This is a genomic window from Microvirga sesbaniae (assembly GCF_025460805.1).
In the GTDB taxonomy this organism is placed as follows: domain Bacteria; phylum Pseudomonadota; class Alphaproteobacteria; order Rhizobiales; family Beijerinckiaceae; genus Microvirga; species Microvirga sesbaniae.
This window is the reverse complement of sequence record NZ_JAMXFJ010000046.1, coordinates 1-12,215: the sequence shown is the minus strand read 5'-3', so window position 1 is coordinate 12,215 and position 12,215 is coordinate 1. Positions and strand designations below refer to the sequence as shown.

General features: G+C 65.6%; 16 protein-coding genes and 1 pseudogene. 13 read left to right on the top strand and 4 right to left on the bottom strand.

Annotation, left to right across the window (positions count from 1 at the left end):
* Position 1: 1 nt before the first annotated feature.
* The 5 genes from OCW50_RS29125 to OCW50_RS29105 all read left to right on the top strand — a co-directional run bounded on the left by OCW50_RS29125 (position 2) and on the right by OCW50_RS29105 (position 5,897).
* Positions 2–1,048 carry a sensor histidine kinase gene (locus OCW50_RS29125; RefSeq protein ID WP_262299997.1) on the top strand — a complete coding sequence of 349 codons (1,047 nt, stop codon included), beginning with the start codon at positions 2–4 and terminating at the stop codon, positions 1,046–1,048.
* A 1-nt stretch (position 1,049) separates the two neighbouring features.
* Positions 1,050–3,200 (top strand): sensor histidine kinase, encoded by a 2,151-nt coding sequence (locus tag OCW50_RS29120; protein ID WP_262299996.1) that lies wholly within the window; start codon positions 1,050–1,052, stop codon positions 3,198–3,200.
* Positions 3,201–3,363: 163 nt separating this feature from the next.
* Positions 3,364–4,662, top strand: coding sequence for an amidase (locus tag OCW50_RS29115; RefSeq protein WP_262299995.1), 1,299 nt, complete (start codon positions 3,364–3,366; stop codon positions 4,660–4,662).
* A 157-nt stretch (positions 4,663–4,819) separates the two neighbouring features.
* The gene (locus OCW50_RS29110; RefSeq protein ID WP_262299994.1) at positions 4,820–5,185 is read left to right on the top strand and encodes a YbaN family protein; all 366 of its coding nucleotides are present in this window, start codon (positions 4,820–4,822) and stop codon (positions 5,183–5,185) included.
* Between the two features lie 376 nt (positions 5,186–5,561).
* A complete protein-coding gene (locus OCW50_RS29105) occupies positions 5,562–5,897 on the top strand; it encodes a hypothetical protein (RefSeq protein WP_262271227.1) in 336 nt (111 codons plus the stop codon).
* Between the two features lie 39 nt (positions 5,898–5,936).
* Here OCW50_RS29105 and OCW50_RS29100 read toward each other — a convergent pair whose 3' ends face one another.
* Positions 5,937–6,203 carry a hypothetical protein gene (locus tag OCW50_RS29100; protein WP_262299993.1) on the bottom strand — a complete coding sequence of 89 codons (267 nt, stop codon included), beginning with the start codon at positions 6,201–6,203 and terminating at the stop codon, positions 5,937–5,939.
* Positions 6,204–6,458: 255 nt separating this feature from the next.
* On the opposite strand from OCW50_RS29100, the gene OCW50_RS29095 reads away from it, so the two are divergent.
* The 3 genes from OCW50_RS29095 to OCW50_RS29085 all read left to right on the top strand — a co-directional run bounded on the left by OCW50_RS29095 (position 6,459) and on the right by OCW50_RS29085 (position 7,796).
* The gene (locus OCW50_RS29095) at positions 6,459–7,031 is read left to right on the top strand and encodes a PRC-barrel domain-containing protein (protein WP_262271229.1); all 573 of its coding nucleotides are present in this window, start codon (positions 6,459–6,461) and stop codon (positions 7,029–7,031) included.
* Between the two features lie 104 nt (positions 7,032–7,135).
* On the top strand, positions 7,136–7,330 hold the full coding sequence (locus tag OCW50_RS29090) for a hypothetical protein (protein WP_262271230.1): 195 nt from the start codon (positions 7,136–7,138) through the stop codon (positions 7,328–7,330).
* A gap of 184 nt (positions 7,331–7,514) precedes the next feature.
* Positions 7,515–7,796, top strand: a complete 282-nt coding sequence (locus tag OCW50_RS29085) for a hypothetical protein (RefSeq protein WP_262299992.1) — start codon at positions 7,515–7,517, stop codon at positions 7,794–7,796.
* 249 nt (positions 7,797–8,045) lie between these two features.
* On the opposite strand, the gene OCW50_RS29080 is transcribed toward OCW50_RS29085, so the two are convergent.
* Entirely contained in the window at positions 8,046–8,780 is a 735-nt protein-coding gene (locus OCW50_RS29080) for a hypothetical protein (RefSeq protein ID WP_262299991.1), read from the bottom strand.
* A 324-nt stretch (positions 8,781–9,104) separates the two neighbouring features.
* On the opposite strand from OCW50_RS29080, the gene OCW50_RS29075 reads away from it, so the two are divergent.
* The 3 genes from OCW50_RS29075 to OCW50_RS29065 all read left to right on the top strand — a co-directional run bounded on the left by OCW50_RS29075 (position 9,105) and on the right by OCW50_RS29065 (position 9,848).
* Positions 9,105–9,413: a hypothetical protein gene (locus OCW50_RS29075; RefSeq protein WP_262299990.1), complete on the top strand. Its 309-nt coding sequence runs from the start codon at positions 9,105–9,107 to the stop codon at positions 9,411–9,413.
* The gene (locus tag OCW50_RS29070; protein WP_262299989.1) at positions 9,410–9,619 is read left to right on the top strand and encodes a hypothetical protein; all 210 of its coding nucleotides are present in this window, start codon (positions 9,410–9,412) and stop codon (positions 9,617–9,619) included. The genes OCW50_RS29075 and OCW50_RS29070 overlap by 4 nt, the downstream gene beginning before the upstream one ends.
* A gap of 70 nt (positions 9,620–9,689) precedes the next feature.
* Positions 9,690–9,848, top strand: a complete 159-nt coding sequence (locus OCW50_RS29065) for a hypothetical protein (RefSeq protein WP_262299988.1) — start codon at positions 9,690–9,692, stop codon at positions 9,846–9,848.
* Between the two features lie 77 nt (positions 9,849–9,925).
* On the opposite strand, the gene OCW50_RS29060 is transcribed toward OCW50_RS29065, so the two are convergent.
* Positions 9,926–10,153: a DUF6894 family protein gene (locus tag OCW50_RS29060; protein WP_262299987.1), complete on the bottom strand. Its 228-nt coding sequence runs from the start codon at positions 10,151–10,153 to the stop codon at positions 9,926–9,928.
* Positions 10,154–10,399: 246 nt separating this feature from the next.
* Between OCW50_RS29060 and OCW50_RS29055 the strand changes: the two genes are divergently transcribed.
* Both OCW50_RS29055 and OCW50_RS29050 read left to right on the top strand, forming a co-directional pair.
* Positions 10,400–10,732, top strand: a complete 333-nt coding sequence (locus OCW50_RS29055) for a hypothetical protein (RefSeq protein ID WP_262299986.1) — start codon at positions 10,400–10,402, stop codon at positions 10,730–10,732.
* Positions 10,729–11,079, top strand: coding sequence for a hypothetical protein (locus OCW50_RS29050; protein ID WP_262299985.1), 351 nt, complete (start codon positions 10,729–10,731; stop codon positions 11,077–11,079). The genes OCW50_RS29055 and OCW50_RS29050 overlap by 4 nt, the downstream gene beginning before the upstream one ends.
* Positions 11,080–11,532: 453 nt before the next feature.
* Here the strand turns inward: OCW50_RS29050 and OCW50_RS29045 are convergent.
* Positions 11,533–12,215 (bottom strand): annotated as a pseudogene (locus OCW50_RS29045) (hypothetical protein); the annotation flags it as partial.

Here is a 12,215-nt window from a genome sequence, read left to right as displayed (position 1 = left end):
GATGGTTCGGGCGCCCGGGATCCCATCGGCTCAGGGGCCGCGCATCCTCCTGCTGGAGGACAGCGTCCTCGACGCTGAATTGATGACGGAAGCCCTGACCGATGCCGGCCTGTCCGCCGCGATCGAGCGCGTGGTGTCCGCCGACGAGTTCACGGCGGCGGTCCGGGACGGGGGATGGGACCTGATCCTGGCCGATTACCTTCTGCCCGCCTTCAACGGCCTGAACGCCCTCGAGATCGCCCGGGAGATCGCTCCCGCCACGCCTTTCGTCTTCGTGTCGGGCGCCCTCGGCGAAGAGGTCGCCGTCGAGGCCCTGAAACGCGGCGCGACGGACTACGTCCTGAAGGAGAAGCTGGACCGGCTGCCCGTCACGATCCTGCGCGCCCTGGCGGAGGCCGGCGAGCGTGCCGAGAAGAAGCGGGCGCAGGATGCCCTGCAGCAGATGCTCGACGAGCGCACGGCGCTTCTGCATGAACTCGACCACCGGGTGAAGAACAATCTCCAGCTGCTGCTCTCCCTGATCGGCATCGAGTTCCGCCAGGCGGAGGACGATCAGGCGCGCCAGGTGCTCGGGCGCATGAAGGAGCGCATGCAGGCGCTCGCCGCCGCGCATCGCGATCTCTATGACGGGCAGGGCTCGACGCGCTTCGACGCGTCGAGCTTCGCCAAGGGCTTGTGCCAGGAGCTGACATCGGCGCTCCCGGACGTGCGGATCACCCCGGAATTCGAGATCGAGAACGTGGAGGTCGAGGCCGGGAAGGCAGCCCCGATGGCCCTCCTGTTCAACGAGATCGTGGTGAACGCCCTGAGCCACGCCTACAAGGAACGGCAGGGCAAGCTGAAGCTCCGTCTCCAGCTGCGGAACGGAGCCCTGCTGTTCCAGCTCTCCGACGACGCCTTCAGCCCCGAGGAGAAGGAGGCCGCGCGGACGAGCGCCTCCGGCACCATCCTGAAGGCCCTGGCACGCCAGCTCGACGCCCAGGTCGACTGGCCCCGCGACGATCCAGCCACGCTCGTGCGCGTCCTGATGCCGGTTCAGGACAGCTAGCATGGCGGGCCGAAGATCCGCCGTCCAAGTTTGTGCCGGGCAAGCTGATCGGGGCCGTCCCGCAGGAGCCCGCACGTCGCTGCGGCAGGTGTTGTGGGGACTGGTCTTCGTCCTCGCCCTGCCGACCATCCTGGTGGCGGCCGCCGGCCTCTATTCGGGCTACCGGGCCGAGCAGCAGGCGATCGACCTGCGCATGCAGGAGACGGCCCGCGCCCTGAGCCTGCTGCTCGACCGCGAGATCGAGAAGTCGGTGGTGGCCCTGCAGGTGCTCGCCCAATCGTCCAGCCTCGCCCGGGGAGACCTCGCGGAATTCTACCAGCAGACCAAGAACACCGGCCTGGCCGACCCGTCCTGGATCGCGCTCTTCGAGCCCGGCGGCCGCGGTCTCTTCAACACCCGTGTGCCTTTCGGCGTGACCCTGCCGAACAGCAATCGTCCGGACGCGCTGCGGCTCGTTCAGGAAACCCGCAAGCCCCACGTGTCCGACCTCTATGTGGGGTCTCTGACCGGGCAGCGCCTGATCACCATCGACGTTCCGGTCATCCTCGACGAGCAGGTCGCCTATATCCTGTCGCTCGCGATCACGCCGGACGTCTTCCAGACCATCATCCGCGACCAGCGGATCGACAGCGGGTGGAACGCCGCTGTGCTCGACCGCAGCCGGACCATCGTGGCCCGCTCCCGCTCGCCGGAGCGGTTCGTCGGCCAATCCGCCAGCCCCTATGTTCAGGAGGCCCTCGCGGCCTCGCGGGAAGGGCTGCTCCAGAGCGTGACCCTCGAGGGCATCCCGGTGCGCACCTATTTCAGCCAGTCGCCGGCCTATGGCTGGTCCTTCGTGCTCAGCATCCCGGAAACGGAGCTCGCCCGGTCGGCCCAGCGCTCCCTCTTCTGGCTGGCGGTTCTCGGCGCCGTCATCCTGGTCGGCATTCTCCTGGCGGTCCTGCTTTCCCGCGCCATCGCCAAGCCGGTCGACCAGCTCGTGGCGGCGGCCCAGACCCTCGGGCGAGGCGGGGAGGTTTCGGATCCGACGACCACGCGGGTTCTGGAATTCGACACGATCAAGAAGGCGCTCGTGGAAGCCGCGAGCGGGATCCGCCGGCATCGACGGGAGCGGGAGGAGGTTCTCGCCCATATGGCCGAGAGCGAGGCGCGCCTGCGATTGGCTCTCACGGCGGGCCATCTCGGCTCCTGGGAGTTCGTTCCGTCCACGGGCGCCTTCACCACGTCGGCCCTGTGCCGGGCCAATTTCGGCCGCGACGCCGACGAGCCCTTCACCTATGCGGACCTGATCGCGTCGATCCATCCCGACGACCGGGCCACGCAGGCGGAAGCCCTGGCCAAGGCCCTCGCGACCCGCGCGGATCTGCACGTGGACTATCGCGTGATCTGGCCCGACGGCACCGAGCACTGGATCCGGATCAGCGGCCGGATGCGAACCGGCCCGGACGGGCAGGTGTCCATGGTCGGCGTGTCCCAGGACGTGACCGAGCGCCGGCTCGTCGAGGAGCGGCAGGCGCTTCTGCTCCATGAGCTCAACCACCGGGTCAAGAACACGCTGGCGACGGTTCAGTCCGTGGCCTCCCTGACGCGACGCTCCGCGGAGAGCAATGATCCCGCGGCGTGGAGCGCCTTCATGGACCGCCTGCACGGCATGGCCAAGACCCATGACCTTCTGACGGCGACCCAGTGGCAGGGCGCTCTCCTGGAGGACGTGCTCAGGAACGAGCTGGAGCCCTACCAGGACGGCATGCGCCAGCGCATCCGTCTGCGGGGTCCCAGGATCAATCTGCAACCGGGCGCCGTCCTGGCCCTGGGGTTGGCCGTGCATGAACTCGCGACGAACGCCGTCAAATACGGGTCCCTGTCGGTCCCGGACGGGAAGCTCCATGTGATGTGGGCCGTCACCGCAGGGTCGAACCATCCCGCGCTGCTCGTGGAATGGGTCGAGAGCGGCGGTCCGACGGTCAAGAAGCCCGAGCGCCAGGGCTTCGGATCGAAGCTGATCCAGCGCGGCCTAGCGCAGCAGCTCGGCGGGGAGATCAAGCTCGATTTCGCCCCGGCGGGAATCCGCTGCGTCATCACCTTCCCGCTGTCGACGATAACGACGGACCAAGGCGATGCGGGTGAGGCCCGCCAGCGCTACGCATCGTGATGGACGCCGTCTTTCGTCCGACGCTGACCCTCCCCGTCATGGCCGGGACAAGCCCGGTGCCATCCGTCATCGGGATCGCCGGCACGAGGCCGGTGATGACGCGGGAGGTGTCACTCCGCTCTTCCACATTGCTCCACGCTCTTGTCCATGCACCCGGTGCCCCATGACGACGATCAGAGACAAGCTCGAAACCATTCTGGCGCGCCTGGCCGGGCGTGCGGCCGACGAGCGGGTGTTCCTGCGCGTCTACGCGGACCAGGCGCGCGTCGCGGCCGATGCCGCCGATGCCCGCCGTCGCATCGGGCTCTCGCTCGGGCCGCTCGACGGGGCGATCGTGTCCATCAAGGACCTGTTCGACGTGGCGGGCGAGACCACGCTCGCGGGCTCGATCGCCCTGCGCGATGCGCCGCCCGCCGCCAGGGACGCCGCGATCGTTCGCCGGCTGCGCCAGGCCGGCACCGTCATCCTGGGCAGGACCAACATGGTGGAGTTCGCCTTCTCGGGCCTGGGCCTCAACCCGCATTACGGCACGCCGGGCAACGCGGCGGATCCCTTGCGGATTCCGGGCGGCTCGTCCTCGGGCGCCGGCGTCTCGGTGGCCGAGGGCACGAGCGAGATCGCCATCGGGACCGATACCGGCGGCTCCGTGCGCATTCCGGCAGCGCTCAACGGCGTCGTCGGCTTCAAGCCCACGGCGCACCGCGTGCCGCTGGACGGCACCCTCCCGCTCTCGCCCAGCCTCGATTCCATCGGGCCGCTCGCCCGCACCGTGCAGGACTGCGCCTTCGCGGATGCGGTCATGGCCGGCGAGGAGCCGCGCGTGCTGGCTCCGCATCCCTTGGCCGGGTTGCGGATCGGCGTTCCGCGGGGACGCCTGTTCTCGCAGTCCGAGCCGGCGGTGGACCAGGCGTTCGAGGCGTCGTTGGCGGTCCTGTCGCGGGCCGGCGCAAGGATCGCCGATCACGGCATCGAGGATCTGCTCGACGCCATGTCCGACACGACGGTGGCGGCCTCCATCGCGTCCATCGAGGCCTCCGAGGTTCATGCGGACTGGCTCGACGCGAAAGCGGCCGAAATGGACCCGCGGGTGCGCTGGTGGATCGCCCGCAGCGGGACCGTGCCGGCGCCGGTCTATATCCGCATGCTGCGCCGCCGGCGCGCCCTCGCGGCCGCCATGGACGCGCGGTTGTCTCCTGTCGACGTGCTGGCGCTGCCGGCCACCGCCATCGCGGCGCCGCTGACTGCGCCTCTGGAGGCCGACGACAAGCTCTACAACAGGACCGATGCGCTGATCCTGCGCAACACCATGTTCGGCAACCAGTTCGACCTGACCGCGATCTCCGTGCCGCTTCCCCGCACCGAGCGGCCTGTCGGCCTCATGCTGGTGGCACGCCACGGCCAGGACCAGCGGCTGCTCGACATCGCCGCGAGCGTCGAGGCGGCGCTGGCGCCAGGGTCCTGACCACGGCACAGGATCGTGGAATGAAGCGTTATGCCGGCTCCGGACCGTTGCTTGCGAGAAGCGGGATGATGCGTCGCCTCTACCTGTGCCTCGGCTAGCGCATCGGACGGAAAAGTGGATCCGGTTTTCCGTCTCATCCGATGCGCCGGTCAAGAGAATGAGCCTCGCGCTCGGGATCGCCGGCATCGTTCTGCCGGTCTTGCCGACCACACCTTTCGTGCTCCTGGCCGCCTGGTGTTTCACCCGGTCGAGCCCGGCCCTGGCCGCGAGACTCGACAATCATCCCCGCTTCGGTCCGCTGCTCACCGCATGGCGCGACCAGAGGGCGATCCCGCTCAAGGCCAAAATCTTCGCCCTGACGATGCTCGCCCTGTCCTATGGGGTGATTCTGCATCTCGCCGAAAGCCGCATCCTGCCGGTGATTCTCGGTGCCGTCATGGGAAGCGTCGCCCTCTACATCGCCACCCGTCCGAGACCTCGCGGCAGATCCGATGTCGCGGCGCCGGATGCCTGCGAGCGATAAGATCCACGTCCGTTCATCGCCACTCGGCGAGCCCATGGCGGGCGCGACTTTGCCGGCCGTCTCCCGTTTGGCCCCGGTTGTGCCATGTTACGGCCCAGGTTCCCGTTAGGCTGCGGGCATCATGATTGAAGGAGCCTTATCATGCGCAGCCTCAGCCTGTCGGTCTTCGTGCTGGCGTCAGCCGCGATGCTGGCCCCGCTTCTGATCGGATTGGCCTATGCGGTGAGCGTGCTGGCCTCGGCCCTGATGTTTCCCTGAAATCGTGTCGATCCTATCCACTTTTCATCGAGTCATCGACCAGCGTCGCAGGGACCTGTTTTGGGAACCCTCTCTGCAAGCGAACGTTGGACAGCGATTGTCGAACAGGACTTTTCCGATGCGAAAAATCATTCTTCTGTCCGCTCTTGCCATGGGCGCAAGCCTCTGGAGTGCTTCTCCTTCGCTCGCTCAGCCTCAGATCCAATTCGGCATCGGTCCGGACGGACGTCCGCAGGTCGGCGTGCGCGATCCCGAGCAGGAGCGGTACGAGCGCCGGGAACGCTGGCGCGAGCGCCGTGAGGAAGACCGCGCCCGCGCCTACGAGGCCGGCCGCCGGGATGCGATGCGCGACGAGCGCCGTTACGGGTACGAGAGCCGCTGCCGCAACATCATCATTCGCGAGGAGAACGAATGGGGCCGCACGATCGAGCGGCGGGTCCGTCGCTGCGATTGACGGCGCTCCGGCTTTCCGCCCGTTGATTCGACCCGCTTCTCAGGCTCGAGGGTTGGCGATTTCCGCCGTGAGCTTGGGAAGCTCCTTGGTCATCCATTCCACCATCTGATCGCGGGTTTTCAAATGGCCCGGCATCGGGATGAACGGGCCATGGGATTCATAGATGGCCATGGGATCCCGCGCGCCCAGGATCGGGTCGAGATCGTCCTCGATTTCAGGCGTGATGGTTCTGCCGCCGAACCACGTGAGAAGGAGCAGGAGCATCCCGACGGCGCCGGCCAGGACGACGAGCAAGGATATTGCCAAGTCTGCGACCACTTGTTCCGTCCCTGAACTCAGAAGGCTTGCCTTTCGGGAGCCTAGCACCGAAAGGCGCGCGGCCCAACGCTGCAAAGCGCATGGCGCCCCAAGGCATGCAGCGCACATTTTCGCAGGTGCGAGGAACCGCCCTCACGCGCTTGAGGTTGAACGTCCAATCACCTCGCGGAACGCGCATGGAGTCCGTCGGCGATCACGAGGGAAGGGGTGCGGGGCGATCGACCTGCTGCATGGGAGGCGCCCATGAGAACGTATTACGTGTTCCAGTCCGAGCGGACACCCGATCTGCGCGGCTTTACGGAGAGCGCCACGGGCGAGACGCTGCCCGCCGAGCATGGGCCCTGGGCTCTCGACAGGCGCATCGGTCCCGACGACGAGTGGGTTCTCAATGTCAGCCGGGCGGTGGTGGCCGCCGGAATCATCGAGAACGGGTTCTATCTCTGGGGACCGGTTGAACGGCCGACCGAATGGCACCCGGTGATCCAGAGCGATCGGGTGGAAGGCACGGCCGTCTACGGACCCGACGGAACGCAGATCGGCACCATCAAGCGCCTGCTGATCGAGAAGGTGAGCGGGCGGGTTCTCTACGTGGACGTGACCTTCGGCGGCTTCCTGGGACTGGGTGTGCACCATCATACGGTTCCGTGGGACAAGCTGGCCTACGACAGGGAGCTCGAGGGCTATCGCACGGATGTGACCGAGGCTCAGGTCCAGGCGGCTCCCGCCTTCTACGGCGACGAACGCATCTGGCCCGACCGCAAACGCGAGCAGGAGATGCGCGATTACTGGCACGACATCCCGAGAGGCCCGATCTGATCGCAGGGCCTGCCCGGCGGGACCCGCGCTCGACCTGGGCGAAGCCTCACGGTGAGCGCGCGGGCCTGCTATGATGGCCCGGTTCCCGGCTCCTGGAGGGCGCCATGATCGCACATGTGTTCAAAATCGGGCAGGTCGTGCGGCCCAGAGCCGACTGCCACAGCCTCCCGGACGATCTGTTCCGGGTTCTGCGCCTCCTGCCGTCCACCGCAGGAGGCGTGCCGCTCTACTGCATCAAGAGCCAGGCGGAGCTGATCGAGCGCGTCGTCGAGCAGAGCGAGATCGAGGCGGCGCGCTAGCCCCGGCCCTGTTGCGTATTCGCCCTGTGTCCCGATGGTTGTTCGTAGTTGTTTCCCGTCATCTCCTCGCGCAGCCGTGCTCTGCGATGGAAATGCATTTCGTCGTCTCATTCCATGAAACGTAAAGCGAAGTAACGCGTTGTCGACCAAACGGCAATACACGGCAATACGTGGAGATGGAATGATGAAGAAGTCAGCTTGGCTCCTGGCAGCCGCGTTAATCGGTTCGAGCGTCGTCGTTTCGACGCCTTCGTCCGCTCAGGTGCAGTTCGGCATCGGTCCCGATGGCCCGAGCGTCCGCGTCGGCCCGGACAATGACCGCTACGAACGCCGCTACGAGCGCCGTCGCGTCTATGACCGCGATGATCTGTCCACCGGAAGCATCGAGCGCTGCCGCACCGTGGTGATCCGTGAGGAAGAGCCGGACGGCGACATCGTGACCCGCCGCGTCCGCCGCTGCCGCTAAGGCTCGACCGCGACCTTTCTGGACAATGCCCGGGTGGCATGCCGCCTCCCGGGCATTGTCGCGTCCCTGGAGCCTCGGACGCAAAAGTGGAACCGGTTTTGCGTGAAAAGATGCTCCACAACAAAAGCTTGAAGCATCGGGCGCAAAAGTGGGAACCGGTTTTGCGCGAAAAGATGTTCCAAAACAAGAGCTTGAAGCATCGGGCGTGAGTTCGATCACACGTCCGATGCTTTAGAGCCTGCGATCAGCTCAGGCGGCCTCCGCCTGCCGCGACCGGGACACTTCCACCTCCACGGTGAGCGCGGGCGTCATCATGCGTCCCCGGTCGATCAGACCGGACACGGCGGAGGCCAGGGCCAGCGCGGCCCGATCCTTGCGCCCGAGCTGAAGGCCGTGCACGTAGAGCCGCATCAGTTCGACTGTCACATAGTGAAAGGCGACCTCGGACCCGCGCGCGAGCTTCATCCGCCGCGATGCCGTCGCCAGCTTGTCCAGGTAGAGGGATTGCTCGACCGGCGGTTCCGACAGGAAGCCGCTCAATCCCCCGAACAGATGCTCGAAATGATCCCACAGGAGCGCGAGGTTCTTGGCCGCCTTGTCCTGCTGGTCGGGCGCGAGCGCCTGGAACTCGGCGAGAAGCTCCCAGGCCGGATCGGACCCGATCGCTTCGTCCTCGGGGCTGGGCAGCGGCGCGAAGGGCAGGAGCGCCCGGGTCTGCGAGAGCAGGGCGGGACGCAGGACGTCCCAGCCGGCGAACACCCTCGGCATGACGATCAGCGCCGTGGCGAAAACGGTCCGGTCGACCAGGATGCCGGCACGCCCGAGCGCCGGGCGCGCCATCGCCCGGCAGGTCTCGATGAACTGCCAGCGCAGGAGGCACTGCCTCTGGAAGGCTTCGAGCTTTTCGATGAGTCCGCTTTGCGGTTGATGATCGACAGACCAGGGGAAGGTGAAGTCACTTCGGGGCTGAGGCGGGCTGCTCATAAGGCTGATGATCCGATCCGCAAATCACGTTCGACATGGGTCGGGTGATACAGGGTCAATCCAGGCAACTTTGAGGCCCGGCCACTCTATTGCGTAAGTACGTTTGGTCGCAGCGGAATATAATCTTGATGCCCGGGCGCACCACGACCCGCAGGGCTCGGGCCGATCCGGACGGCGCAGCGGTGGAAAGGCCCAGCCTTGAAGCCCGGCCGACCTGCTCCTACATCCCGAATGACCCCGATCCGGGCCCCTCTGACGCAAGCCGTGCCGGCTGTTGCGTGATGTCGGATCTCTTCCGATCCGACCGCCGGCACAGAGGTGAGAATGCTTCAAGATCTTTTGGCGGCCGTCGTTGGCGTGCTGATCGTCGATCCGCTTCAGGCGGAGATGAACGAACGCCTGGCCCAGGTCCGCGCGCCCCAGGCCGTCATCGCCGAGATGCGGACCTGCGCCGAATCCTCCCTGCCGAAGCTCGCCGACCGGGCCATGGCCGAGCCGCTCTGGGTCGTCACGGCGGCGCTCGATGTCTGGACCGGCCGCACCAGGCCCGAAGATATCCTCGGCGGCACGTCCAACCGGTGCGACGCCGCCGTCAAGGCGGCCAGGACCTATCTCGACAGCCGCGGGGCGTGACGCCCGGACCCGTCGCGCCGGGGCCGGCTCGCAAGGCTTGTTTCGAGATCGGCCAGGCCGACGACCGGAACGACTATCTGCTCTACAACAAGAAGACCGGCATTCTCTCCTGCGATGCCGACGGCTCCGGCAGCAAGGCGGCCGTCGAGCTCGCAAAGCTCAACACAAGCCTCAAGTCCACCTCCAAGGATTTTTTCGTGATTTGAAGCAAGGGCCGGAACTGAACGACAGCCCGCGGACGTTGGTAGGCGAGAAGCGCCATCGGAGACAAGCGTTATGGATGCGTTCCGCCCTAGCAAGGCGGCCGAGTATCGTCAGCAGGCCGAGAGGATCCGCGCTCTTGCCGAGCAGGTCTCGCTGCTCGAAGCCAAGTTTCATCTGTTTGAGGCGGCCGAGCACCTCGAGGAGCTGGCGGCGGACGAGGATCGCGGCTAGGCCGCGCCCCATGCCTGACGGGACGAAAGCGGTCCCGGTGGTCGAGCCGCAATCTGCTGATGCGCCCGGCCCGGCGGTCAGTGGACGACGGGATCCAGAGGAATGGATGCGAGAATCTGGCCGGATGGGGCGACGATGTCGAGCCGCCAGCCCTGCCACGACGCGCCGAGGTCCAGTGCCGCGCTCCTGATATCCTCGATGGCCTGCCGCGCCATCTCTTCCGCCTTGGCCAGGTCAGCGACCTCGATGCCGACTTCATCCGGGACGGTCTCGTCCTCGTTCACAAGATGAAAATAGCAGCGCATCGGACGCCTCTGGAGGCAAGGCAGCCGGCGGCTGCTCGGTGATGACCTTGACGGTGTCGTTCCTGCAAAGGTCTTGCTCTGGTATCTATACGTTGGAGGACTGGCTGCCAATACTGCCACCGGATGATCTCTCAGCGCGGAATAAATGCGGCAATCGAACCGTTAACGTAATTTGTACGAAGTGTTTTGCTCGGTTGGTATGAAAGTGGTATTAAAAGGGATGGATCTCCGGAGTGCCTTATCGCGATGACAGTCAGGATTGCCAAGAGGCAGGCTCCCACGGAGCCGTGGCGTGTTCCCGTGGCGGCCGTTTTGGGCTTCCTGACGGGCATAGGGCTCGCCGTTTTCCGCCATTTCAGCCACAGCCACCCGGGATATTCTCCCGACGCTCTCGTTGCGCATTTCGTCCCCCACCTGGCGGCCACCGTCACGGCCTGCACGGTTCTGTCTGTTCTGACCGCTCTCCTTCACAATCGGCTGGTGCCGGTTGTCGTTGTGGCAATGCACCGAGGCGCAAACACCCGGACCGTGGTCGGGCCGAGCGCCACATCATACCGCTCCTCGGGCACCGCACAGTGAAGGATCTGACCTCGGCGGATCTGCGGGCCTTAGCGCGCGACGTGATTGCCGGGGAGAGCGCCGCAGACGTCAAGACCAAGGCTCGTTGGCGCGCCATCGTCAAAGGCGGGAAAGACACCGCGACGCGAACCCTGGCGCTGCTGAGTACGCTCCTGACCTATGCGGTCGAGGAGGGGTATCGAGCGGATAATCCGGCGCGTGGGATCGTTCTGCCCTCCTGCAACAAGCGCAAGATCCACCTCGATGCAAGCGCATCGTGCGGAAAAGTGGACCCGGTATTCACTGACGCGGCCCTGCGGGTCACTGACGTGGCCCTTCGGGTCCGCACCGAACGAGGCGCCGCTTAAGGGGTTGAGCATCGGAACGATCCCAAAAGTGGGGCCACTTTTGGGTCCGAGGCTTTAGAATACCAAATCGAGGAGAGCCGCGTATGGAGCTGGCCAAGAGAACGAGCGTCTCGGCATGAATCCGGGGGGCGCTTAAGTGAGGGAGGGCCCAAGAGACCTCTCAGATTTAGCCGCTTCATTACCGAAGGGCTGTGACGCTAGATCACGAAGGGGCTAAAGGACAGACGGTTCTGCCCGGGTTTACCCAACGCTCCTCTAGCCTCGGACGTGAAAAGTGGACACCACTTTTGGGATTCATCCGAGGCCCCCCTCTCTTGACCGGCGCATCGGATGAGGCGGACCCGCTGGGTCGCTGACGCGGCCCTTTGGGTCCGTCCGATGCGCTAAAGCCATTGAGGCTGGAGTTCAAGGGGGCTCTGGCTAGAGCCTGAGCCTCCTTGATGTGAATCATCGTTAGATGACGAGGAAGTGTGCCGCCGTCATCTTCAAGCCGGCAGCCAGCGTCGCGAACTTGACAGCCGCGGCCGAACCGGTGCCGTCAGGATCGTACGAGAGAGCCCCGGTCGAGCTGTTGTAGATGATCCGGTCGCTTTGATCGTGCGCTGCCGTTCCGATCCAGAAAGCAGAATCCGCCAGCGGGCCCCACTCTAGGTCGGTGAACACCACATCATTCAGGTGGATGGTGTCGTCCGCCACGCTGAAATCGGTGATCTTGTCCACGTTGCCTGAATTGAGGGCGGTGTTGAAGATAAATGCATCTCGCCCTTTACCACCGGTCAGGATGTCGTTGCCCCCGTAACCGTTCACGCTGTCATTGCCGCCACTGCCACCAATGACGTCGTTTCTTCCCGATGTGCCGTTCAGAGTACCATCCTCATTTGAAGCGACGGTTGTAGGCGTTGATGTCTCTGTCGATGGCGAGGGCATTGATGTTGAGGGCGAATCAGTTGAGGTCGGGCTTGTTGCGGACCCGGGAGTGAAGTCCGAGAGATTGGCGCCGGTCTCCAGAGAGAGGTTCTTGACCTGCACGGCCAGGGTCTCGGGCGCCGTGCCGCGGTAGATGCCGGTCTTCCACAGATAGGCGGTCTGGTCGTAGTAGCCGACCTTGCCGTCGTAGTTGACCACCTGCTTGTCGT

Bases quoted from the DNA above. Each gene is read 5' to 3' on its own strand.
- OCW50_RS29125 (WP_262299997.1), top strand. From the start codon at position 2: ATGGTTCGGGCGCCCGGGATCCCATCGGCTCAGGGGCCGCGCATCCTC.
- OCW50_RS29120 (WP_262299996.1), top strand. From the start codon at position 1,050: ATGGCGGGCCGAAGATCCGCCGTCCAAGTTTGTGCCGGGCAAGCTGAT.
- OCW50_RS29115 (WP_262299995.1), top strand. From the start codon at position 3,364: ATGACGACGATCAGAGACAAGCTCGAAACCATTCTGGCGCGCCTGGCC.
- OCW50_RS29110 (WP_262299994.1), top strand. From the start codon at position 4,820: ATGAGCCTCGCGCTCGGGATCGCCGGCATCGTTCTGCCGGTCTTGCCG.
- OCW50_RS29105 (WP_262271227.1), top strand. From the start codon at position 5,562: ATGCGAAAAATCATTCTTCTGTCCGCTCTTGCCATGGGCGCAAGCCTC.
- OCW50_RS29095 (WP_262271229.1), top strand. From the start codon at position 6,459: ATGAGAACGTATTACGTGTTCCAGTCCGAGCGGACACCCGATCTGCGC.
- OCW50_RS29090 (WP_262271230.1), top strand. From the start codon at position 7,136: ATGATCGCACATGTGTTCAAAATCGGGCAGGTCGTGCGGCCCAGAGCC.
- OCW50_RS29085 (WP_262299992.1), top strand. From the start codon at position 7,515: ATGAAGAAGTCAGCTTGGCTCCTGGCAGCCGCGTTAATCGGTTCGAGC.
- OCW50_RS29080 (WP_262299991.1), bottom strand. From the start codon at position 8,780: ATGAGCAGCCCGCCTCAGCCCCGAAGTGACTTCACCTTCCCCTGGTCT.
- OCW50_RS29075 (WP_262299990.1), top strand. From the start codon at position 9,105: ATGCTTCAAGATCTTTTGGCGGCCGTCGTTGGCGTGCTGATCGTCGAT.
- OCW50_RS29065 (WP_262299988.1), top strand. From the start codon at position 9,690: ATGGATGCGTTCCGCCCTAGCAAGGCGGCCGAGTATCGTCAGCAGGCC.
- OCW50_RS29060 (WP_262299987.1), bottom strand. From the start codon at position 10,153: ATGCGCTGCTATTTTCATCTTGTGAACGAGGACGAGACCGTCCCGGAT.
- OCW50_RS29055 (WP_262299986.1), top strand. From the start codon at position 10,400: ATGACAGTCAGGATTGCCAAGAGGCAGGCTCCCACGGAGCCGTGGCGT.